At 42.8% G+C, this 21,607-nt stretch carries 15 protein-coding genes, 1 tRNA gene and 1 pseudogene; 7 read left to right on the top strand and 10 right to left on the bottom strand.

What is annotated here, in order from left to right; genetic code table 11:
- The first annotated feature begins 200 nt into the window (after positions 1-200).
- Entirely contained in the window at positions 201-635 is a 435-nt protein-coding gene (locus IOD06_RS02840) for an HIT domain-containing protein (protein WP_189580711.1), read from the top strand.
- Positions 636-991: 356 nt separating this feature from the next.
- Here IOD06_RS02840 and IOD06_RS02835 read toward each other — a convergent pair whose 3' ends face one another.
- Positions 992-1,312, bottom strand: a complete 321-nt coding sequence (locus IOD06_RS02835) for a hypothetical protein (RefSeq protein WP_194619011.1) — start codon at positions 1,310-1,312, stop codon at positions 992-994.
- A 420-nt stretch (positions 1,313-1,732) separates the two neighbouring features.
- On the opposite strand from IOD06_RS02835, the pseudogene IOD06_RS13575 reads away from it, so the two are divergent.
- Positions 1,733-1,891 (top strand): annotated as a pseudogene (locus tag IOD06_RS13575) (IS630 transposase-related protein); the annotation flags it as partial.
- Between the two features lie 31 nt (positions 1,892-1,922).
- On the opposite strand, the gene IOD06_RS02825 reads toward IOD06_RS13575, so the two are convergent.
- The 7 genes from IOD06_RS02825 to IOD06_RS02795 form a co-directional block, all read right to left on the bottom strand.
- Positions 1,923-2,378, bottom strand: a complete 456-nt coding sequence (locus IOD06_RS02825) for a hypothetical protein (RefSeq protein ID WP_194619009.1) — start codon at positions 2,376-2,378, stop codon at positions 1,923-1,925.
- A gap of 78 nt (positions 2,379-2,456) precedes the next feature.
- On the bottom strand, positions 2,457-3,446 hold the full coding sequence (locus tag IOD06_RS02820; RefSeq protein ID WP_194619007.1) for a hypothetical protein: 990 nt from the start codon (positions 3,444-3,446) through the stop codon (positions 2,457-2,459).
- Complete coding sequence (locus IOD06_RS02815) at positions 3,446-6,106, bottom strand: DUF2345 domain-containing protein (protein ID WP_194619005.1); 2,661 nt, start codon at positions 6,104-6,106, stop codon at positions 3,446-3,448. The genes IOD06_RS02820 and IOD06_RS02815 overlap by 1 nt, the downstream gene beginning before the upstream one ends.
- A 78-nt stretch (positions 6,107-6,184) precedes the next feature.
- Positions 6,185-7,018: an OmpA family protein gene (locus tag IOD06_RS02810; RefSeq protein ID WP_194619003.1), complete on the bottom strand. Its 834-nt coding sequence runs from the start codon at positions 7,016-7,018 to the stop codon at positions 6,185-6,187.
- 65 nt (positions 7,019-7,083) lie between these two features.
- Complete coding sequence (gene tagF, locus IOD06_RS02805) at positions 7,084-8,073, bottom strand: type VI secretion system-associated protein TagF (RefSeq protein ID WP_194619001.1); 990 nt, start codon at positions 8,071-8,073, stop codon at positions 7,084-7,086.
- A complete protein-coding gene (gene tssM / locus IOD06_RS02800; RefSeq protein WP_194618999.1) occupies positions 8,070-12,152 on the bottom strand; it encodes a type VI secretion system membrane subunit TssM in 4,083 nt (1,360 codons plus the stop codon). The genes tagF and tssM overlap by 4 nt, the downstream gene beginning before the upstream one ends.
- Positions 12,153-12,258: 106 nt before the next feature.
- Positions 12,259-13,776 carry a hypothetical protein gene (locus tag IOD06_RS02795; protein WP_194618997.1) on the bottom strand — a complete coding sequence of 506 codons (1,518 nt, stop codon included), beginning with the start codon at positions 13,774-13,776 and terminating at the stop codon, positions 12,259-12,261.
- Between the two features lie 541 nt (positions 13,777-14,317).
- On the opposite strand from IOD06_RS02795, the gene IOD06_RS13570 reads away from it, so the two are divergent.
- From IOD06_RS13570 to icmH, 4 genes are all read left to right on the top strand, one after another.
- Entirely contained in the window at positions 14,318-15,274 is a 957-nt protein-coding gene (locus IOD06_RS13570) for a M15 family metallopeptidase (RefSeq protein ID WP_227669856.1), read from the top strand.
- A gap of 43 nt (positions 15,275-15,317) precedes the next feature.
- Positions 15,318-16,016 (top strand): hypothetical protein, encoded by a 699-nt coding sequence (locus tag IOD06_RS02785; protein WP_194618995.1) that lies wholly within the window; start codon positions 15,318-15,320, stop codon positions 16,014-16,016.
- A 9-nt stretch (positions 16,017-16,025) separates the two neighbouring features.
- Complete coding sequence (gene tssK / locus IOD06_RS02780; protein ID WP_194618993.1) at positions 16,026-17,372, top strand: type VI secretion system baseplate subunit TssK; 1,347 nt, start codon at positions 16,026-16,028, stop codon at positions 17,370-17,372.
- Between the two features lie 145 nt (positions 17,373-17,517).
- Entirely contained in the window at positions 17,518-18,330 is an 813-nt protein-coding gene (gene icmH / locus IOD06_RS02775; protein WP_194618991.1) for a type IVB secretion system protein IcmH/DotU, read from the top strand.
- A 382-nt stretch (positions 18,331-18,712) separates the two neighbouring features.
- Here icmH and IOD06_RS02770 read toward each other — a convergent pair.
- Positions 18,713-18,788: transfer RNA gene (locus IOD06_RS02770), tRNA-Asn, on the bottom strand.
- 289 nt (positions 18,789-19,077) lie between these two features.
- Positions 19,078-20,280 (bottom strand): pyridoxal phosphate-dependent aminotransferase, encoded by a 1,203-nt coding sequence (locus tag IOD06_RS02765; RefSeq protein ID WP_194618989.1) that lies wholly within the window; start codon positions 20,278-20,280, stop codon positions 19,078-19,080.
- Between the two features lie 519 nt (positions 20,281-20,799).
- On the opposite strand from IOD06_RS02765, the gene IOD06_RS02760 reads away from it, so the two are divergent.
- Positions 20,800-21,537 carry an SDR family NAD(P)-dependent oxidoreductase gene (locus IOD06_RS02760; RefSeq protein WP_194618987.1) on the top strand — a complete coding sequence of 246 codons (738 nt, stop codon included), beginning with the start codon at positions 20,800-20,802 and terminating at the stop codon, positions 21,535-21,537.
- Positions 21,538-21,607 lie beyond the last annotated feature (70 nt).

Raw genomic sequence — 21,607 nt, 5'->3', positions numbered from 1 at the left:
CTATTTTATCAACTAGATAACTGATAAAATAGCGACATTCTATATTTAGCCTATTATCTTTATACAGTCGATTCACTCTAAAAATCATCCCAGCTGGATGCTTTATTTGTCGTATCTTTTTCATATTGAACTGGCTATAACCCATTAAGTTTTTAATTCATTTCCTTTTATTCAAGCGTCATAACAAGAGAACCGTCATTATGTTCCAACTTCATCATAAACTTGCTGCTGATAGTTTCTTAGTGGGGGATTTCCCTTTATCGACTTGTCGTCTAATTAATGATTGCCAGTTTCCTTGGTTGATATTGGTGCCACGAGTATCAGGCATCAAAGAGTTATATGAGCTGTCTGAGGCAGACCAAGTGCAGTTTTTGCGTGAGTCGAGCTGGTTATCAAGCCAACTGGCCAAGACCTTCCAAGCCGACAAAATGAACGTGGCAGCACTGGGCAATCAAGTACCGCAGCTACATTTCCATCATATCGTCCGTTATCAGAACGACATGCAATGGCCAAATCCAGTATGGGGTGTCCCTGCTATACCGTATACCAACGAAGTATTAGCGCAGATGCAACAGACGCTAATGATGGCGTTACGTGGTCATCATCAAATGCCGTTTGATTGGCAAATGCAGTAAAAAAACTTAAATGGCACCTAAAAAAGTATACTGAGGGATCAAACGAAAGGGGTTAGACCACCCAATGCGGTTTGAGTCAGAGTAGGATTTTTTAGGGGCAGTCTTATAAAGCGATGAGCATAGCTGCTCATCGCTTTACCAACACTAACTGAGACCATAACAGCGATGTCTCTAACACCACAACTTCTAACCGTCATTAGCCGTATGATACTTTCTATTTTAGAATGATAGCCGTGATAGGTTAAGGCATTATCGACAATGAAGCTGATGCTTGCAGTCCTTACATTGGTAATTCTGCTTTAGCGGTCACTCTCCTTTATTCCTTTAGTATACTTTTTGATACACCACCGAAAATCTTAATTAATTGAAACTGTGTATCCTACACTTGTACCTGTTTTTTCATCGTAATTTCTAAATGGCAAAAACCAGATGTTAGTGGTTTTATTCTGTTTCCAAAACTCAAAGGTCGCTTCCTGTTCGATAGTATGAGATGTGCTATCTTTTTTATCTACTATTGATATAACTAAAGAATCAATCCCACTGTCTTCAAATAATAGATCGTCTATAGGAAAGCTAAGAGTAGATTCGTAGGGGCCAATATATAGATAGTTGGAGACTTTGTGAGAATATATTTCGATATTAGACGTATTTGGCGGAATAATATTATGGAATTTCATTGTCACTTCAGTACTAGGTTTTTTTTGATGCTTTCTTTGTATGATATATATTGACTATTAAAGTCTTCTTGAATATATATAAAATCAGCTTGACTAAATTTCTGAGAATTAAATGCATTCATTGATTTTGCCATATGAATGTAAGTAAAAATTAGTATTAATAAAAAAACTAACGTGACCACGGTATATTTTAAATAATGTCTTTTCATATATAGTCTAATCCAAATAAAACCGATACAATCTTATTAACAATCGCATTTAGTGAAATAAACGATGCCTTATTCAATAGACAATCGCAAGCAGATATTTTCTAGCATCGTTGATGGCATGACCATACGAGAAGCTGCTCTGTTTTATGGACTTAGTACCAGCAGTATTCATAGCTGGCAATAGAGCTTAGCCCCTAAAACAAAGGGAAATAAAGCACCGACTAAAATACCTGATGACGCATTGATTGAAGACGTAAAAAGATACCCTGATGATTATAATTACGAAAGAGCTCGTCGCTTGAACTGTAGTAAAACGGGTATCTTTAATGCTCTAAAACGCCTTGGTATCATTCTGTATTGGCATAATTAACTTTAGACAACTGATAAGAAGTTATGAGTATTTATTCTATTTCTACAATATATGAGATGTTTTGCCCCGTTTTTGCATCAGGTTGTCTAGAAGGTAGAAAGCTTACTACTGTTTTTTTTCCTTCAACCCAAGTAGGAGAAAACTTCTCTTGTTCAGCTGTATACCCTGTTAATGTTTCATCGTCATAAATATAGAAAGCTAGAGAGTCATTTATTTCAGAATAAAAGACATCACTAATATTAGTCTCTATAACTTCAGAAAATGAACCAGCATATATAAAAGAATTATTAATTCTTGAGTAGATATATAGACTTGAGTTTCTAGGAGGATTTACTCCTTTCAAAGTGATAGGATGCTGTAAATAATTAGTATGATTGAGGCTTTCAAAGTACTTTTTCTTGTGTAATTTATTCTCTGCATTAATTATTTTATAAACTTCTTTATTGAACTGATTGGTACTAAACGAAGACATTGAGTTAGCATTCATATTAATTCCTAGTAATGTGAGAAGAAAAAGAGTAGATATAGAAAAGGTTATGATAATTTTTTTCATAGATAATATCCGCTATTTAGGTTTGAATATATGAATACCCGTAGGTAGACCTAAAGGAGTTTCTGCTGTAGATGGGAGGTTCATGCCACCTCCTTTTCTCCAGAGAGAATAGTCTTCTACTCCTTCACCTACATTTCCTCTAGGAATAAGATCAAAAAAGTTAGGCATCTTAATAGGAGATTTTATTACTATGGTATGACCTAATCCTACATGCTTTAAAGCTTCATAATTAGTTAATAAATTAAATGAGCTTAAATCTCCATTATTACTTCTTTTTGTTCTAAGTTCTTTGGAGATAGAAGAAGATTCTTTAGGCATGAATAATATATTGCGGTATAGAGAGCGTTTATAAAAAGCATGAAAATTTATACCATTATGCGTAGAAAAATTTTGTGCAAAACTTAAGCTTGGTTCAGCTGAAGACAGTTTAGTAAACTCGTCATCACTTTTCGAAATTCCGGTTCTACAGGCGTATGAATAAGCTGTGCCATTAGAAAGAAATATATTAGGATTTAATGATTTAATTTGAGAAGTGGTAAGATTTATAGGAGGTGAGCTGTAATAATTTAGTGCAATTACACTATTGAGGCCATGACAGAAGAATGCTAAATCTTGTATTTTGTAAGTTGCTCTCTGCTCATTGAAAATATCGATAACTTGCGACTGCATATAAATAGGAATAAATCTAATATCACAAGGGAAGTTAATTTCTTCTTTTAATCCTTCAATTGCTAGCTTCTCTAGACGGGTATAGCCGTAGTCTACATAAGCGATTGTTACTTTGTCACATGCTCTAAATTTCTTTCTATCTTTTATAAAAGGATAAGCAGATGCGATGAACATATTTTTCAACCAAAAGCTATCGTAATCATACTCAGAACCGATGAATACAATATTTTCAGTTTTTGGTACTTTTGTACTTACTACTGCTCTATTAGTATTACTTTTTGGACTAGTTGATGACTGCCCGATTCTTTGCCAGTTATCAGTGGTGTTTGCCATTAGAATTTTACCTCGATTTCTAGTTCTTCAATATTGTAACCTTCGATTATATGCGTTTTACCTGTTTTGTCCGTGATACCTGTTTCAAAACTACGATCTGGTTTTATGATTTTATAATGGCAGCTTTGGATAGGTAATTGAGTATCTTCGTCGATTATAATAAATCCTTCGTCATATACAATTCGTAAATTATTATCCGTTTCAAGCATCTTACTGGGTAGTTTTTCTAACCCCAACCCATTCCTTCCACCCCCAGCCTTACTATGCTTACCGCCTTTCTCCGTAAACTGCTTAGCCGTAATTGTAATATCTGTGCCATCAAGTGTAATACTCGCACCACCAGCCGTCAGCGTAATCTTATTCGCTGCGACTATTTCAACCTCTTTGGTGGAGGAGGCGATGTTTACATCTTGCTTAGCAGTCGCTTCCAGTTTGCCTGTATGGGCGGAGAGGGTGATATTCTCTTTTGCATTGGTCATACTAAACTGACCATCGGCTATTATGTTTAACGACTCACTACTGACTTGATTATGACTATCGCCACTACTGATACTCATATCTTGCTGAGTGGTATTGATCATTTCGCCCATGCTTCTGTGAATCAGCGTATCTTCGCTGACATAACTTGTGTCTGCTGCGCTGTCGATTAGCGTGTAAGGTGTTTGCTGATGGGTTTTAGTGTCTTGTTCCTTGGCGATACTCTCTAACTGAGTCTTAATATTGGCATGGTCTTTGACGTTTCTGCCTAGTCCTGTTGCCAGTTGCGTTAAGCGTTCCGCTAGATGCTGACCACCTAGACCAGTTTGGGTCAGAGTCGGGGTATGCTGCTGATAGTTATGCTGTCCAGATTGAGCGTGGGTTTGTGCTTGGGTGGAGAGAACGAGCGCTTCGCCTGATTTTATATTGATTTGGGCATTAGTAGCCGCATTGATACCTTGACTTTTGGTGGTTTCTGATGGATTGATAACCCCCATTTTTAGACTGGCGGATATCCCAGCACTGTCTACTTTTAGCTGAGAGTAAGCTTTTTCTGTACGGTGATCAGTGACCCATTCTGATAAACCGTTGTCCGTGTTGCGATAGCCGCTTTCAATTGCTTGTTCGTTGTCCGTGGCAAATAAGCTAGGGCGACTCGATGACAGTAGACTGCCAGTATTGATCAGATGCTCGCCGTCACCGATAGACTGCATCAGGGTTTGGTCGTCCGCTCGATGGGTAAAGTGTGTGCCATAGTTAGCGCCAGCTTGTGCCTCAAGGCGATTGATAGATTGAGCTGGACTATCCAGTAAGTAGCTTTTGGTCGGGGTCATATGATTGCGACTGTCTGTATCGCTTTGACTGTCCGTAATGCCTGTCATCGGCGGTAGAGCCTGTCTGCTGTATAGAGGACCAACCCATGGAGTATCAGCGGTAATGAGGCGCAGCTGGGTTAAGTGAATGCCAGCTTCTAAACTGGAAGCATGGCGCTGATGATGGCGTGAGCTTATGGTGAGTCCAGTGACGTGCGCCAGACTATTGCGTGCCAAATGAACGATATGGGTAGCACGGTAGTGTTGATTGAGCGCACTGTGATCGACAAGTATAAAAGTATCAGCAACACACAAATCCGTAGCATGGGCGAGGGCGTGATAGACGCTATATCTGCTTTGATGGCTGTTAGCGACTATGCTTGCCTCATCTATAGTTTCGGTATCGGTTACTGGTGCAAAGGCGGCTGGGCTGTCTAAAGTGAGTGAATGGCTACTCGTTTGATTGTTTTCTTTATCCCCATTATGGCTCGTCGCAATATCGGCTGACTGGGTTGGATGTGCGACATTTGCTGCATTGAAACGCTGCATCGTTACTGAGTTTGGTTGGGTGATGACCTGCTCACTGATGGCCAAGACAGGCGCATGGACACGGTCGTGTAATATTTGTTGATAGCGTAATGCGCCAATGTTCACGCTGATACCATCGCTATCGCTGGGATGAGCGGAGGTGATAATGAGCTTTGGCAGGCTGTGATCGTCCGTTTGCTCATGGCGCAGATAAGCCGTCAGACCTTGACGCGCGAGCCGCTCACAAATATGCGACCAGTGACTCATTTGCCACTGAGTCATACGAGCGGGTATCCAGTTCGTATCATTCTCACCATTGCTGCTGTCATCGACCACGTCCACAGCTAGTGTGCTGAGGCGCTCTGAGACCATAGTGAGAACAGATAAGTTGGTGTCTATTTGACTATGTAGATGCTGATGCAAGCGATAGGTAATCGGCTGTGCCAGCAGACGGTAATAGCCATAACTGCCATCATGATCCAGTTGACGAATGGCTGTGATATGGAGATGACGATAGGTCAATCCGCTCGGAGTATCAAAGCTCAAGGTTAATGCACTACCGATTAAAGCCGTTAACGGTGTGAAAGGGGGATGATGGCGCTCATGGATATAGACGTGTAATAGATAGGTATCAATACCGTGCTGCTCGTGCTGGTGACAGCCGTTCGGGTTCAGCTGAGCGATGATGTGTGCTTCCTCATGAGCATGAGTCAGTTTCTGTAGCCACGCTCGGTGAGCCGCCATATCTTGTCGAGCACTGGCGTAAGGGGCTTGGCTATTGCCTTCAATCGCATACAGCCTATCAGGGTGCATCGGAAGCACGGTGTTGGTCAAGCGTAACATAGGGGTAGTCCCTCTTGTGTCAGAGACGGCATCATAAGCATCAGTGCTTGGCTGCCATGATCAAGGTATATAGCAGCGTTATTCACCAAGGGTAAATTCGATCCGGCGGTTACGAGTGCGTCCTTCTTCATTGTCATTACTCGCGATAGGATCAGCGTCACCTTTACCTGCGGTACTTAGACGGGCCGCATCAATGTTACGACCGATGAGGTATTGCTTAACCGCTTCGGCACGCTTGTTAGATAAGACCAGATTGGCACTTGGGTTGCCCACATTGTCAGTATGTCCAATAATGGTCACTGGTTTATCGCCAACTCGCTGCAGGACGCCAGCCATATCGTCTAAGATACCAAGACCCAAGGAGGTCAACTTCGCGCTGCCGGATTCGAACTCGACGATACGGTTGCCCAAGGTGTCATCGATAAGTCGCTGCTCACCTTCTACGACGACCAATTGATTTTCTAATTGGTAAAGATCGGTGAGACGCGTGTGTATCCGGTTTTGGATGGCTTGCTTTTGCTCAATGCTGCTCACCTTGCCATGCAAGCTGATGGTAGTCCCATGAATATCAATACGACCCTGACGGATATTGGAGATATCACTATCGATAATAGCCGTCGCTACCTGTTGCCAGTTGGTCGGTATGCTAATGTTAGAACGCACTTCGATCTCATCTCTGACGGGCTTGTTAGGGTATTGCGCTTTTAGCTTTTCCAGGAGTTGCTGCTTATCCGAGCTGGTAGCCACGACACCTTTAATGACCACAGGCACATCTTCAGGACTGTTGTTAATATGAGCATCATTATGAGCCGCAAACACCGCAGCACTCATAGACAAAGTAACAGCTGCGAATAATAGGCTTTTTTTACGACGTGTTAATTTAGGTATTATGGTTGAGACTTGGGCTAGCATAAAAATACCTTTTTTAATCTTACTGTTATTGAAAGTATGCTTGTTAACGACCAATTATCGAATAGCTACTGTGCCAAGAAGGTTTTTTTAAACAGTTGTCTAGTATCGTATAAATAAAGGTCATCTTGCAACAATATTTTGTTAAACCGAGTCAAGCCGATATCTTCATCGATATAGCTTTGTGTCCAGTCACTATGAGCAATGATTACCCAATCATCGGGATGACTGTCCTCACTACTTGCCAGCTGGCTAAGCATGCGACCGTCCGGCTTGGTAAAGCTCAGGAGTAGGCGGTAGCAGCTCGAAACTCGGTACAGATACGTATTCAGATAGAGCTGGTGTGGCTGATAAAAACCGCTAATAAGATCATGCCAAAAAGTCGCCATATGTATGGCGTTTTCTCTATCGGAGGTCAGAGTCCAGTATATGGCTTTATTCAGACCGCTAAAGCCTTTGCTATAAGTCGGTAAGAATAACAAGCCTGTGGCTATGATTTGTTGTATCAGTTGTGATTTACTGATGTTCATCAATATCGCGATGTCGTTCAATGTGGTGGTATTGATAAAATCGTAATAGTGGGTACTGGCGTTTTTATTGACGGTAAGCTGACCGTCGTTCAGACCCGCCATAACCTCAGCGCTATCGGTTTTAGATTTGGCCACGCTCAGGACTTCATAAGTCTCATTCCACAGCGTTAATGACTTAACGGGCAGATAGTTCATCCAGCTTTTTGGTTTATCGAGATGAAGCACACCAAAACCTATAAGCGGATAGTTTCTATGGCTACTGTCATGACTAGGAAGCAGGACGCCGGTAATAATCTCGTTAGATACCGTATCTACGTGACTAAAGTTCAAAAAAGTAATGTTGTTCGTCGGTGGGCTGTCTATCAACGAGTAACTCGCGTCACTGAATAAGTTTTCTGATATTGCCAAGGCTTGACTGACCCATTGATCAATCGCATTGGTCTCAGCGATATGAGCGCGCGCCCTGATAAAGTCTCCACGAGCTGGTAATTTGCCAAAATAAACTAAGGGTAGTGATTCAGTAGTCATGGCGTTGACTCCCGCGGCTCAGAGGTAGACGTAGTTGGAGACGAGGCAGTTTGTGTGCCATTGCCACTATTGTCCTCAGTGTTCTGAGCGTTACTCGTGGTAGCACTGGTGTTGACATCTGTATTGACACCTGTATTGGCGTCTGTACTAGGAGCCAAGTTCAACACGCCTGCTACTGGAGGGACTGTGCTCGTTTGCTGAGTATTTTGACCGGTTGATTCACGAGCATTATTGCTATTAGGGGTATTAGCCGCTGCACTGTTATCCGTAACAGGTCTTGCCGTGCGTGTGACCCCAAGGGCAATCACCTCGTTAGGGAGTTTCATACCAGTAAAGGGGTTGTTAGAGCGCCCTTGACTGGCTGTGCTACTGCTACCACTGATGATTCTAAAACGTACCGGAATAGTGATGCCATCACCTGACCATGCCATCTCAAAGATATTGTCGCCAAGCTCAGTGCGGCGAGCACTATTGATCAGTCTTTCAACGCCAAAGCTACCAGCTTCCTCAAATATGGTGTAATCCTTGCCATCGTAGTTTTTGGCTCTGATGCTGGCTCCTGGTTGGCTACTTGGATTTGGCCATACAAACGTCGTCCATGCTTGCGTACCCATACGATAACGCAGCTGCTGTCCATCAACGACGATCGTATATTCGGTCAAACCGCTAACCGGTAAAGGCATGATTTGGAATGTGGTTTGATTGGCAGTGGCACTGCCACTACTCGCACCTGAAGAGCTTCCGGCATTGCCACCAGTATAGTTGACAAAATATCTGCCAAAATCAGCGACGAACTTAGGATTCAGACCTAAGCCTGCACCATTCCAAATCTTACTTGAGATTTGATCGCCTCGGCGGATGATAAAGGGCGATAAGGTTTCGTTGACGAACTTGGCGACATAGCCATCTTCCCCGAAGAATTGTCCAATCTCAGCAGGGGTTGCCTCCAAGTTAGCATTGGCGGTAAATGGATATTTATTGCCCAAGTTATCCAAAAAGGGCTTGTATACTTGTGCTTGCCAGACTTTATTAATCTCAGCCTTAGTCGGGGTGAGGAGCATCGTAAATGAGCGAGTTAGCGGCTCGCTTAATAATGGACGTACCAGCTGTTTTATTTCAGAGTTGGCTTGGCTAAGTATTTGCTCATCTAATATCTGCAAGGACTTGGTCATCTCTGAGCCTTCAGTGCTGAGCGTTTGCGAAGCAAATAACAAGGCATCAGGACCGATGTCATCGCTACGGGCTATGTTATTGAACCGCGTTCTAATATCTCCTAAGCTTGCCAAATAGTTGTCTAATAGCGATAAGTCTTGATTGTCCTCTCTTGGGGTGACTAGGTTGTGTATTGAGGAGAACTCCTGCGCTACCATGCCGGTGCTGGCAGGGATGGCCGCCGCCTCATTAGTACTGTTATTATTGCCATTATTCATCGCCGCTTCTGCTTGACGAAGCTCAGCTGGGCTTTGACGCAGGATCGTTTGCTTGAACCAATTGACAAATGAGCGCCGAGAGTTGGAGCCATTCGCTGCGGGTTGGTTTGCGGCTTTATTGTCCCACTGGGTCTGACGATCTACCGTCTCAAATAGTGTTTTTAGTGGTGATTCGGTGGCGTTAGACAGCTGATTTAATAAGAGCGCATGATCGTCGAAGCCTTTACTATCGCGGATGTAGACCTGTGATAAAAAGCGCTTCCATTCAATGACGTATTCTTGCTTGTAGCGATTGACCAGATATTGACGTATTTGTTCAGGGCTGCCAGTTAGGGTCAAATCATCTTTGCTACTGGTCGCAAGTACCCAATCGTCGGCAACCACTCTATTGGTGGCAGCTCTATCGATCTCATCACTCACGAATGATTCCCATGCTTGCTTGGTAAAGGTGCCGGAGATCACATAACTGCCTAGCAGTACTTCATTGGCACTGTCTTGGGTAATTTGTGCGACAGTCACCGATGGAAAGCGAGCAGAGGAGCGCATTTTAATTTCAGAATAGACACGCTCACGGGCAGGCTGGCCTTTACTGGCTTTAGACAACGTCGTACGAGTTTTATCCACCAGTCCCAAGTCATTTTGAATGAGTGGAAAAGCAGGGTCGTCGACATGAGAAAGCGTAAAGCTTAAGATGCGCTCAGCCTGACGAATCATCTTGTCACGCGGCATATCAGCACGGTTGGACTCAAGCCAAGTGCGCCAAAAACGTGTCATCTGATCGCTCAAATGGCTGGTTTCTAAGTGCTCATGATTGCCCAGCATCAGATAAGCTTTCAGCGCATTATAAGCATCCTCTACGTCGGTAGGGTCAGATTGTATATAAGCGTCGTTACTCACGGTTTCGGATTCGACTGCTGAGGTTGCTGCCTCCTGCACTTTTAGATCTGCCGCATTCGTATTGACGTCGGTCAGAAACCTTTCAATGTTCTGTTTGGTAGGTGCTAATACGATAATGCCTACACCATTATAATATTCAGATAGCAGTTTTTCTTTGAGCTTATCTCCTTGATATAACCCAAAGCTCAGCGAGAACGGACGATCCTCGTCGTAGCCTTCGAGTTGCTCTATTCGGCTTTGCAGGATAGTAAGCGACTCAAGTTGCGACTGCAAATCACCATTAGTATTTTTTTGCATCAGCGCGACTTGCTGTAAGTCAGCCTCTACGCGTTCAGTCAATTGCTTGTTATTGGCATAAGACCAAGTCCATAAACCAACTGCTGTACATAGCACCACCACAGAGGCGAGGGTGGCCAGCGCGCGATGGCTACGCTTGTTGCGGTTTTTATGTTGTTTGACCAAATGCTTGTCTTTTAAGATGACTTTAGAAAATAAATCATGCAAGAAGTAAGGCTTGTCAGCGGCTTCTTGCTGAGCACTTAAAGGCACTGCAGGTGGTTGCAAGTCGTAATTTTGCACCATTTGCAAGGTCATTTGACTGCTGACTTGCCCTTCCTGTAAGGCACTGGTGAAATAAAACCCGCGTAGTATGGGCTTAAACTGAAAAGGGTTGTCTTCGAATAAGGCGTGCATCAGTGTTCTAATCATCGGACGCAGTGACTGGAACTCCATGGGAAAAGTCATCAGACTCGGAGATACCGTACGTTGGTGACGCAGAGACAACTTAGTGGTGCTAAGATCTTTTAGACCGTTGACCAGCACGCCAAAATGCTCTTCAAACACATCGCTGATATTGATGCTATCAGGGTCTTCGGGATAGGGAATCGTCGCGCCCCATACTTGCCCGCGCTCTTCTTGCTCGTAATCATTAAAAAAGTCACGGAAGCCTGATACCAAATCCATTTTTGTGAAGACCACATAAACGGGGGCATAAACTTCTAATTGCTCTGTTAAATCTTGCACACGGCTACGCAGGTTTTTAGCCAAGTTCAGCGCGTAACTAGGATCATTTTTGGTAAGCTCAGCGATACTAACGGCGATAATAATACCGTTGATAGGCGCTTTGGGGCGGTTCTTCTTCAATAGGTTTAAAAACGACAGCCATTCTGAGCGGTCATCTTCGTAGGCAGAGTAGCGTCCTGCGGTATCAAGTAGTATGCCTTCGGTAGAAAAAAACCAATCACAGTTACGAGTACCGCCGACACCTTGTACCGACAGCTTGTTGGTTTTTTCCATAAACGGGAATTTTAGCCCAGAGTGAAGTACCGCCGAGCTTTTACCCGCTGCCGGATTGCCAATGACCATATACCATGGCAACTCGTATAGTGCAGCTTTGCCAGTTTGATCGCCAATTTTTGACTTACGTATGGTCTTAATGGCGTCTTGCATTTGCTGACGTAAGGCCTGTACTTCCTGTGCATTCTCGTCTTTAGCGGCACTACTATTGACACTATTAGTGCCTTCATCGTTATTGTCTTCTACTAAATCTGCAAGCTCAGCGGCCGCCTTTTTACGCTTTTTCCACCAGTAGTAGCCAAACCATGCTAGTAGCAGACAGGTTATGGAGACACCGATAATGACGAAGAAGGTTTGTAGCGCGACATAATCATAGAGTAAGACCAGAGCGACTATGATAGCTAAGACCAATAACACTCTTGGATTGTAGATGAGATGAAAAAACCTTGAGAACATGCCTGCTACCTAATGTGATCTTGAAATAATAGAGAGTCATCATTTCATCATAAACAATGACTGATATAAGCGATAAAACGAGCAATATTAACTGAACTAAAAGTGGCTAAAGTGTTTGGTTGGATTCCGCAAGCCATACTACGCAGCAGCGCTTATGTTGGGTAATAAGGAGTTTAATGTCAGACTCCTGTGGCTGGTCTTTGGCGGCGCTGACCAACAGTGCGAGACTTAAAAAAGGCTGTAACCATGAGTTCAGAGGCATATAATGCCCTAAATGGTGGTCATTTACTAGCGCCCCTTGCGCTATAAATTCATCGATAAATGTCATAAGTATGGATAAGTCGTAAGGTTGTGTTGCTGGATTAATGTCTGACAAGAGGGTGATGCTATTTTCACTTAACGCATCTGTCATTGTTGTTTTATTGTCAATGGCCTGCGCTGATTTTTTTTCTTCTACCTTGGTTTTGTCGTCATGGCGATCTAATAGAGCAAATGAATTATCTAGTAACAGCTGTTTTATCGTTTTTAAATTTGCTAAATAATGCTGGCGAGTATTGCTATTAGCCTGCTTCGGCATCTCAGCGGCCATACTACTGGCATCATTGGGTAGCGCATCGCCAATTTCAGTCATGGAAAAACGCACCTTGTGATCTAGATCGAGAAGGTCTTTGGCGGCTTTGTTATAAAAAATTAGCAATACACTGGCTTCGGTAGGCAAGAGATTGGAGGCGTTGTCTGCATATAAATTTGCTTCAAGCCATTGCTCATTAATCTGCGAGTCGACGGTGATAAAAAGACAAATCTCGGGGGTTGAAGCTTTGGTCAAGGCAATAAGTTGCTCATGAATAAATTGCAGCGGCTGATAGGACTCGCTATCAGCACCGTCATGGCTATTATGAAAAGAGTCTGTATGACGAGCATTTTTATTAGGAAGATTTGGGTCTTCATCAGCGATGATGGTCTGAATAGTGAGTAGCTGCTCGGGAATGCCATAGGTTGCCAATTGCTGTTTTAGCTTTTCAACCAGATAATTAGCATCAGCCAGTTCAGGAATAGACAAATAAACAGACAGCGTAGACAATGAAATAATGGGGAGGTTGTCATCTCCAGAAGGGTCTTCCTGTGCGCTCGCGATATAGTGTTGCTGCCATTCTGGGTGGATACTGAGAGCGGAATCTGGCTCATGGATATTTTGTTGCATAATGCGCTCGAAATGCTGAGCCAGTACACTTAGTGCATCATCACTTGTGGTAAGTTGATTATCAATCAATGCCCATAGACGCACTGTTAGCTCATTTAGGTTTTCAGCCGCGTCTTCAGGATATGCCTCGTTATCTAGCTCATTATCGTAAGCGTAGAGCGCTGTTTGTTCGGTGATGACACCCTCAATCGACTTGGTTAATATTGGTAAGCCGTCAAAGTCTGATAGCGCCTCACTCAATACCGTGAGATCGTCATCATTGTCTATAATCTCAGACCAACTAGTCCCTTCGGGTAGACAGATACTACTATCTATAAACAATTGATAGGAATCGATAGGTGGTGTCTTTATTTTTTTGCTTATTTTCTGAGTTGGCGCTAGTTCTTCTGCTTCTGATTTTTTTTGTCGCCATCTGATAAACATGATAAAGCCAAACAAAGTTATTGGAATAATTACAAACCATAAGAGAAGTCTTGCAGAGGTAAGTTGCAGCGTATTATCTTTAAAGTACATCCAAACCAATAACAGATAAATGACTAAAAAAAGTGCAAGAGCATAGCGCCCGTAAGTTATTAGCTTTTTTACGCCCACTTGCCATACCCCTTATCTACATAATTTTATTAGAGGTAGTTTATGGTATTTGAAGATTTCCCGCTACCATGTATCATTACTTTGCTTGGTTAATTAGCATAAGATGGTCTTTCTTCTCGATTTTTGCTCATCGCCATGCTATATCACTAGTCAATATAGCCAGTTTATAAAAAATACAATTAAGTTGGGTTTTTTATAAAAAAACATCTCATCTGTCTATATAATAGCCAGCTACGACATGCTGATGGCTGAACCTTAGCCTTCACTGCTAGTTTGCCCGCTGTTTTTCTTTATGCCTCACTGTGCCATTATTTTCCCTATGATGTATTTGGTCGTTATCCTTTTTACGCTTGTCTCCATTACAGTGATTATCATGCTTTTTGATCGTCAGCTGTATGAGCGACTGTTTAATAAGGTGAGCACTGTTTGGCAAGGCATCTCAGCGATCAAATTTCGACGCCCCACGCTCAATCTGCCAGTTGTGCCACGTATCTCGTATCACAGCATTCCTATCGTTCCTGTTTTATCTGTCTTAGCCATTCTCACGACGACAGCGGGGTGTTATTTTCTGATTACGCATAACTCTCTTGAGGTTTATCATGCTCAAGATGACTCATTGAATACCGCCAATTCGCAAATTAGTCAACTACTGGTCGGGGAGCGTTTGCGACCGCCACCTGAGCCGCCCGCCGAGCTTTTCGCTGAGCTAGAAGCAGAGATTGCTAGCTATCAAGCCACGCAAACCGACGAGGGCTATTGGCCAGAGGTGGCGACAGACGCGTCACCAGTACAAAGGCCTTTAATGCTCCCTGAACCTGACCTGTCTGATTTAAATACCCAAGACCATAGTACGGGCTACTCGGGTGATATTTTGGCATCGCATATCAGCAATGGGCACATTAACATCAGAAATGCTGACCGTAATTGGAATAAAATGAACTCTGAGTTTGTCCAACGGCTGTTGACTGTCTATAAGGTGATGAGTGATCAGTATGGTTATGACATGGTGCTGTTAGAGGGCTATCGTAGTCCGGGAAGGCAAGCACGCTTACTCAAAAAAGGCCCAAATGTCACCAAAGCAGGATCTTATAAGAGCTATCATCAGTTTGGTCTAGCAGGCGATAGCGCCTTTATTAGAAATGGTAAAATTGTGATTACTGAAAAGGATCCATGGGCGATGCAGGGCTACAAGTTATATGGTAAAGTAGCAAAATCGGCTGGACTAGTGTGGGGTGGTGACTGGCGTATGATGGATTTGGGTCATGTTGAGCTGCGCAAAAAAGGCGTGCTTGGTCGCCCGAAAATGGCAGAGATTTTGACCAGTCAATAACGACAATAACAAAGCAAAATACAGAAATAATATGGACAAATGTATGGAATTATCTATAGCGGCAGTGGCTCTTGGTTGTGTATTAACGACCACGCTATCAGGATGTAGCCTCAGTGGGGCTAGTAAGTCTGATAGTACTGCGTCTGTACTGGCTGGCAAGTCAGGCACCACTAACGAAGCCTCCGTCATCGATGGCATGAAAGACGTTATTAGCCATAAAAGCACGGTAATGAATGAAGATTTGCAAAATCTAAAAGCGCAACTAGAGCAGCAGCAACAAAGGCTTGAGTCAATGAATGACGAGCAAAAAGCATTACAAGAACAGCTAAAACGCCAAAGTATTACTCTGCAAATTCTGCCTGCGGCTAATGCCAATGCTGGACGTGCCAAACAAGGCACTGCGAGTACGGCTTATATTGGATTTTTAGAAGAAGAGAATCAATTCGCCGAGGTAGAGGAGCGGGCTGCTAAAGAAGTTAGCGTCATTCCCAATCGTGCCACGAGTCTTAAGCTAAGTATTCCACAGGATGCACAGTTTATTGCCATCAAAGTTGGACTGAGACATACGCAAAAACGCTCGCAGGTATTGATACCACTTGATAGTATCGATTTTGACCAAACGCTGGTTTTAAATGTTGGCGCTTGTGATATCAATATCAAAGAAGGCGTCAATCCAGAGTTAGTGCCTGACTTTACCACCAAACTTAAATATTATCAGCAACCGCTGGTTAGCTGCTTGTAGGAGATAGCCTTGAGTAAACATAGAGTATTATGGGGAGAGGGACTGTTTTTAAGACCCCAGCATTTTCAGATTCAAGACAGCTATCATAACTCGCAACGTGCACTAAGTATGACACTGATGCACCCTTATGCTTATGGCATAGCAGACGTACAAATTGATAAGCAGTTGCTAGAGAGCAATTTATTAAGCTTCCAAAGCATCTACGGTGTGCTACCAGACGGCACTATCTATCAAGCGCCACGTACCGATGCGCTGCCAAAGCCAATCACGCTTGATACTCACAGTAACGACGATGAGATATTCGTGTTTTTGAGCCTTGAGATTGTTCATAGTGGCGGTAGCAATATACAGACAGAACAAAGCGATAACCCAGCACGCTATGTGAGAAATACGGTCGAGGCACAAGATCTGTACAGTCAAGCTGCCGAAGCGATGATCGATGTTATTCAACTGTCGCCAAGCTTGCAGCTGAGCCATTCTGCTCAAGCGCCCAGTCAAGATACCGTCTCTTTACTAGTTGCTAAGTTGCTGCGTACCACCCAAGGTGTCTACCAAGTGGACGAGGATTATATTGTACCTAGCGTCCATATCACCAGTAATCCTGCATTGGTCAACCAAGTCTATCGCTTGATGACGATGATTAATACCAAGTCCACCTCTCTCTATGACCATCATCGTCAATCTAACAATGATTTGCTAGAGTTTCGCTCATCAGACATTGCGTCTTTTTGGCTTTTACATACGCTGAATACCGCATACTCTCAGCTCAGCCATTTATATAATAATGCCAAGCTACATCCAGAACGGCTTTATGAGGCGCTATTGAATGTTGCCAGTCAATTGGCGACCTTTAGCTCATTATATAAAGTGGGTGATTTGCCCTCTTATCAGCATAACAGTGCCAATGAGTCTTTTATTAATATCATTTTGATCATTCGTGAGCTGCTCAATACGGTGATTGCTAGCAACTTTATCTCTATTCCTTTGCGTCAAAATAAACCGTCTTACTACACAGGGGAGCTGAGCAGTGACAAGATTACTCGTAGCTCACAGCTGTATCTGTCTGTTAGCTCATCGCTACCGATGCATGAGTTAATTGATATCGTTCCAAGACGCTTTAAAGTGGCAACGCCAGACGCGGTAGAGAAGCGGGTACTATCAGCACTACCGGGATCACCAGTCTCGCATGTCACCCAAGTACCTAGTGCGATACCGGTAAGACCAGGCTTTAGCTACTTCACTATTGAACCGGTCGGTGAGCTGTATGATGAGATGATTAAGTCTGAGTCTATCTGTATTTATGTACCGAACGGCTTTGATGACTTAAAAATAGAGCTGATGGCCATCGTGCAGTAGTTTTTCTGAGAAATTTTATGAATAAGGGTTTATGAAAAATTGATGTTTATATTTAAAATATCTCACTCAATTTTCGCTTACAGATAATTTTTGACCAAACCCTTTTATTCAGTTGTATTTCAACTAATTAGTATTAGGAACGATCATGTCAGCAAATAATTCAATGGGTTCTGCGCCTTCATTGCTAGATTCAGGCGAGGTGGCATCAAAAGTATCAGCGAATGGCCTTGATAGACGCATCAGCAGCCAGTCGCTGGTTGATATCATGTATGACGGCTTTTACTTGGTTTTTTTATTGCGTAATCATTATTTTAGTACCGAACCGCGTAAGTTCCGTCAAAAAATATACGAGTTTTTAGATAAGTTCGAAATGAACGCTCGTAAAAAAGGCTTTTTGTCAGAAGATATTCACGAAGCCAAGTACGCTTATTGTGCGCTGATTGATGAAACAATCATGACGTCGCAAGAGCTAGAGTTTCAAACGTTAAAGGACGCTTGGGAGCTAAACCCTTTACAGTTAGATTTGTTTGGCTCGCAAATCGCTGGCAATGAGTTCTTTGAGCGTTTAGATGGTCTGCGTGAACAAGGAGAGAGGCGTCTGCCAGCGTTAGAAGTCTATCACTATGCGATGTTGCTTGGCTTTCAAGGAAAGTATCGTTTAGAGGCGCCAGAAAAGATACGCTATCTTATCTCGCGTTTGGGTGATGAGATTGAGCATTTGCGTGGTAATAAAAACGAGTTTTCACCATTTTGGGCGATTCCTGATCAGATTAAGCACACACTGACCAGTGAAACACCGCTATGGATCATCGTTGCCGTAATGGCAGTGCTATTGACCGCGATATTTACAACCATGTGGTATCTGACCAATAGCTTCACTGATCATCAACTCTCAGCTTATGATAACGTCATCCAAGAAAATAAAGAACAAGCGCATATTTCAATTTTCTTGCCGTAACTGCTTGTATTTACCGAGAGATATTTACTGAGGGATAGTTACCGATAATAATTTAAAATACGGCCGTTAGTTATAGTTAATATTAAGTAAATGGATACGTTGTTTAATAACGCGAAACTGGGATGAATTTTTCTGGCTTGCTGTGCCTATGCCGACAGAGGCTGCAAAAAATTCATCCCAGTCCAGCTGTATCTTTTTAATATTGGACTGACTATAAGTACTGATGGTCGTTTTCATGAGTCGGTAGTAAAATGTTTTTAGTAATATCTAAAACATAAAGCAATAAATAACACCCATAAAAAAACCCCCATCAAAGTGATGAGGGTCTTGGCAAATGCCATAATCGAATCAAAGATGACTCAAAAAATTTACTACTAAAATATGGCTCTCCAACCTGGGCTCGAACCAGGGACACACGGATTAACAGTCCGTTGCTCTACCAACTGAGCTATTGGAGAATAAGCTGTAAGTGTTAATGGCTTACAACGAGCTTAGAAAGTCTCTAACGAGTTCTTGCTAAGTGGGGCGTATTCTAGCAAAGATAAAAAATACGTCAAGCTTTTTTTGCATAATTAGCAACATTAATGATTTTTAATAGGATGATGAAGGCTTTTAAGACGTTTTTCATTACCGATAGCTGTTAAAACCACAGTAAAAAAGACGCCCACATATCGTTTATGCGGGCGTCTTTTTTATTTACATATTTCTAATGCTTATTACTGTTTATAGTAGATTTAACTATAATCGTTATTCAGCAACGTCTAAATCAGCAACCGCTTTTTCGATACGCGATAAGGCGTCTTTTAGCGTCGCTTCATCAGTGGCGTAAGAGATGCGCATATAACCACCCAGACCGAAGGCATCGCCAGGAACGACCGCAACGCCAACTTTTTCTAAAAGCCATTCTGAGAATTCAGTACATGACGATAGGCCAGCGGCTTTGATGAGTGGTTTGATATCAGGATAGACATAAAATGCGCCATCAGGACGTAGGCAAGTAATACCTTTGATCGCGTTTAGACCATCAACGACCAAATCACAACGCTTTTCAAATGCCGCGACCATAGGCTCTAGTACGCTTTGATCACCACTGATAGCAGCTTCGGCGGCGACTTGACTGATAGAAGTTGGGCATGAGGTTGATTGTGACTGTACTTTTTTCATCGCACCGATCAGCTTAGCAGGTCCACCAGCATAACCGATACGCCAGCCAGTCATCGCATATGCCTTTGACACGCCATTTAGGATAATCGCGCGGTCTTTAAGCTCAGGCGCAGCATTCAAGATATTGTAGAACTTATCACCCGTCCAGCGAATGTGCTCGTACATGTCGTCAGAGGCCACATAGACTTGTGGGTGCTTTTTCAGCACTTCAGCGATGGCTTTTAGCTCATCTAACGTATAAATCATACCCGTTGGGTTAGAAGGACTGTTCAATACCAGCATTTTGGTTTTGTCAGTGATGGCAGCTTCTAATTGCTCTGGGGTGATTTTGAAGTCTTGCTCAGCTGGACATTTAACAATAACTGGCACGCCTTCTGCGATGATGACCATGTCAGGATAGCTGACCCAGTACGGTGCTGGAATGATTACTTCATCACCAGGATTGATAAAAGCTTGGGCAATGTTAAAGAAGGACTGCTTACCACCGACTGATACCAAGATTTCGTTTGGCTCATAGCTGATGTCGTTATCACGCTTAAACTTTTCAATGATAGCTTTTTTTAGCTCTGGGGTGCCATCGACAGCAGTGTATTTGGTGAAGCCGTCATTGATGGCATCGATTGCTGCTTTTTTGACATGTTCTGGCGTATCAAAATCAGGTTCGCCAGCACCTAGACCAATAATGTCTTTGCCTGAAGCTTTTAGCTCTTTGGCTTTATTGGTGATTGCTAAGGTAGGAGATGGTTTGATGTTGTTGACACGGTCAGACAATTGCAATTCGCTCATGAGAGCTCCTTTTTGTATGGGAGTGGGTTGGTGAAAATCTGCTGGTAATTATATAACGTTTTAAGCGTTATCAGGACACGTTATAAGATGGTTTAAGCGTTTTTAGCGTCATTTTATTATGCATATCATGCATCACCGAATAATACATGGCTATTACTGAATAATAAGTCGTTAGCGCTCAGTATAAAGGTTGCCAGTTTTGGCATTGTAGCATGCTGCTATTACGCTGTCTCATAGAGGCGGTAACAGAAAATGACGCTTTTGCAGAGAGTTTTAACCTTTGTTTGATCAAGTATATGTCACATTGATACCATGACTTGTGCGTCATTGATTGCGAAGTCACAACAATAGAGATGCAGCCTTATACTATAATTATTTAGATTTGGTAAATAAGCGCCATGCTTGGTTAATGTAAATGCTACTAATACTCACTATCAATAAACATAAAAAATGAGCGATTAATGCATCATGGCGGTTAAGATTTCTATATGATAAAACTGGTTAAAAAGGATATTAACGATGACAAACGCTCCCGAAAAACAACACATACTTATCACTGGCGCGACCTCAGGCATTGGTAAGCAGCTGGTCAAAGACTATCTGTTAGACGGTCATCATGTCCATGCCGTTGGACGTGATGATGAAGCGCTGGCTGAGCTGAAAGCACTAGGGGCAGAGACGATCGATTTGGATCTCATGGATCGAGAAAAAGTCATTGCAGCCTTTGACAAGATTAGCCAGATTGATGTGGCGATTTGCGGTGCTGGCATGTGTGAATATTTAGACATGCCAAACTTTGACAGTAGTGTGTTTATGAAAGTCATGTCAGTCAATATGGGCACGTTATCGCACGCTATCGAAGGGGTGTTGCCAAAGCTGATTGCCTCAAAAGGTCGCTTAGTCGGTATTGGCTCAGCCTCTGCTTATGTGCCTTTTGCTCGTGCCGAAGCCTATGGTAGCTCAAAGGCGGCTATCCATTATTTAATGAAAACCTTGCAAATTAGTCTCGCACCGCAAGATGTATCGGTGAGCTTAGTGGTTCCGGGCTTTGTCGAAACACCGATGACCAAAGAAAATGATTTTCCTATGCCATTTATACAGACACCAAAGCAGGCAAGCCAAGCGATACGCGATGGTATTGCCAGCGGGCATGACGTGATCGAATTTCCCAAAAAACTTACCTTGCCATTAAAAGTGCTGGGTACATTGCCAGATCTAGTCTGGCAACGGGTCAGTGAAAAAATGAATAAAAAATAAGACTTTGAGATTTATAAAATATCGCTCATCCAAATAATAGCAAAAATAAAAATATAGAAAGGAATGCTTT

The organism is Psychrobacter sp. N25K4-3-2 (assembly GCF_015351755.1).
Lineage (GTDB): Bacteria > Pseudomonadota > Gammaproteobacteria > Pseudomonadales > Moraxellaceae > Psychrobacter > Psychrobacter glaciei.
The sequence above is the reverse complement of the archived record's forward strand: the minus strand, read 5'-3'. Positions and strand labels throughout refer to the sequence as shown.

Coding starts and splice junctions, on each gene's coding strand:
- IOD06_RS02840 (WP_189580711.1), top strand. CDS start 201: ATGTTCCAACTTCATCATAAACTTGCTGCTGATAGTTTCTTAGTGGGG.
- IOD06_RS02835 (WP_194619011.1), bottom strand. CDS start 1,312: ATGAAATTCCATAATATTATTCCGCCAAATACGTCTAATATCGAAATA.
- IOD06_RS02825 (WP_194619009.1), bottom strand. CDS start 2,378: ATGAATGCTAACTCAATGTCTTCGTTTAGTACCAATCAGTTCAATAAA.
- IOD06_RS02820 (WP_194619007.1), bottom strand. CDS start 3,446: ATGGCAAACACCACTGATAACTGGCAAAGAATCGGGCAGTCATCAACT.
- IOD06_RS02815 (WP_194619005.1), bottom strand. CDS start 6,106: ATGTTACGCTTGACCAACACCGTGCTTCCGATGCACCCTGATAGGCTG.
- IOD06_RS02810 (WP_194619003.1), bottom strand. CDS start 7,018: ATGCTAGCCCAAGTCTCAACCATAATACCTAAATTAACACGTCGTAAA.
- tagF (WP_194619001.1), bottom strand. CDS start 8,073: ATGACTACTGAATCACTACCCTTAGTTTATTTTGGCAAATTACCAGCT.
- tssM (WP_194618999.1), bottom strand. CDS start 12,152: ATGTTCTCAAGGTTTTTTCATCTCATCTACAATCCAAGAGTGTTATTG.
- IOD06_RS02795 (WP_194618997.1), bottom strand. CDS start 13,776: ATGTTTATCAGATGGCGACAAAAAAAATCAGAAGCAGAAGAACTAGCG.
- IOD06_RS13570 (WP_227669856.1), top strand. CDS start 14,318: ATGCTTTTTGATCGTCAGCTGTATGAGCGACTGTTTAATAAGGTGAGC.
- IOD06_RS02785 (WP_194618995.1), top strand. CDS start 15,318: ATGGAATTATCTATAGCGGCAGTGGCTCTTGGTTGTGTATTAACGACC.
- icmH (WP_194618991.1), top strand. CDS start 17,518: ATGTCAGCAAATAATTCAATGGGTTCTGCGCCTTCATTGCTAGATTCA.
- IOD06_RS02765 (WP_194618989.1), bottom strand. CDS start 20,280: ATGAGCGAATTGCAATTGTCTGACCGTGTCAACAACATCAAACCATCT.
- IOD06_RS02760 (WP_194618987.1), top strand. CDS start 20,800: ATGACAAACGCTCCCGAAAAACAACACATACTTATCACTGGCGCGACC.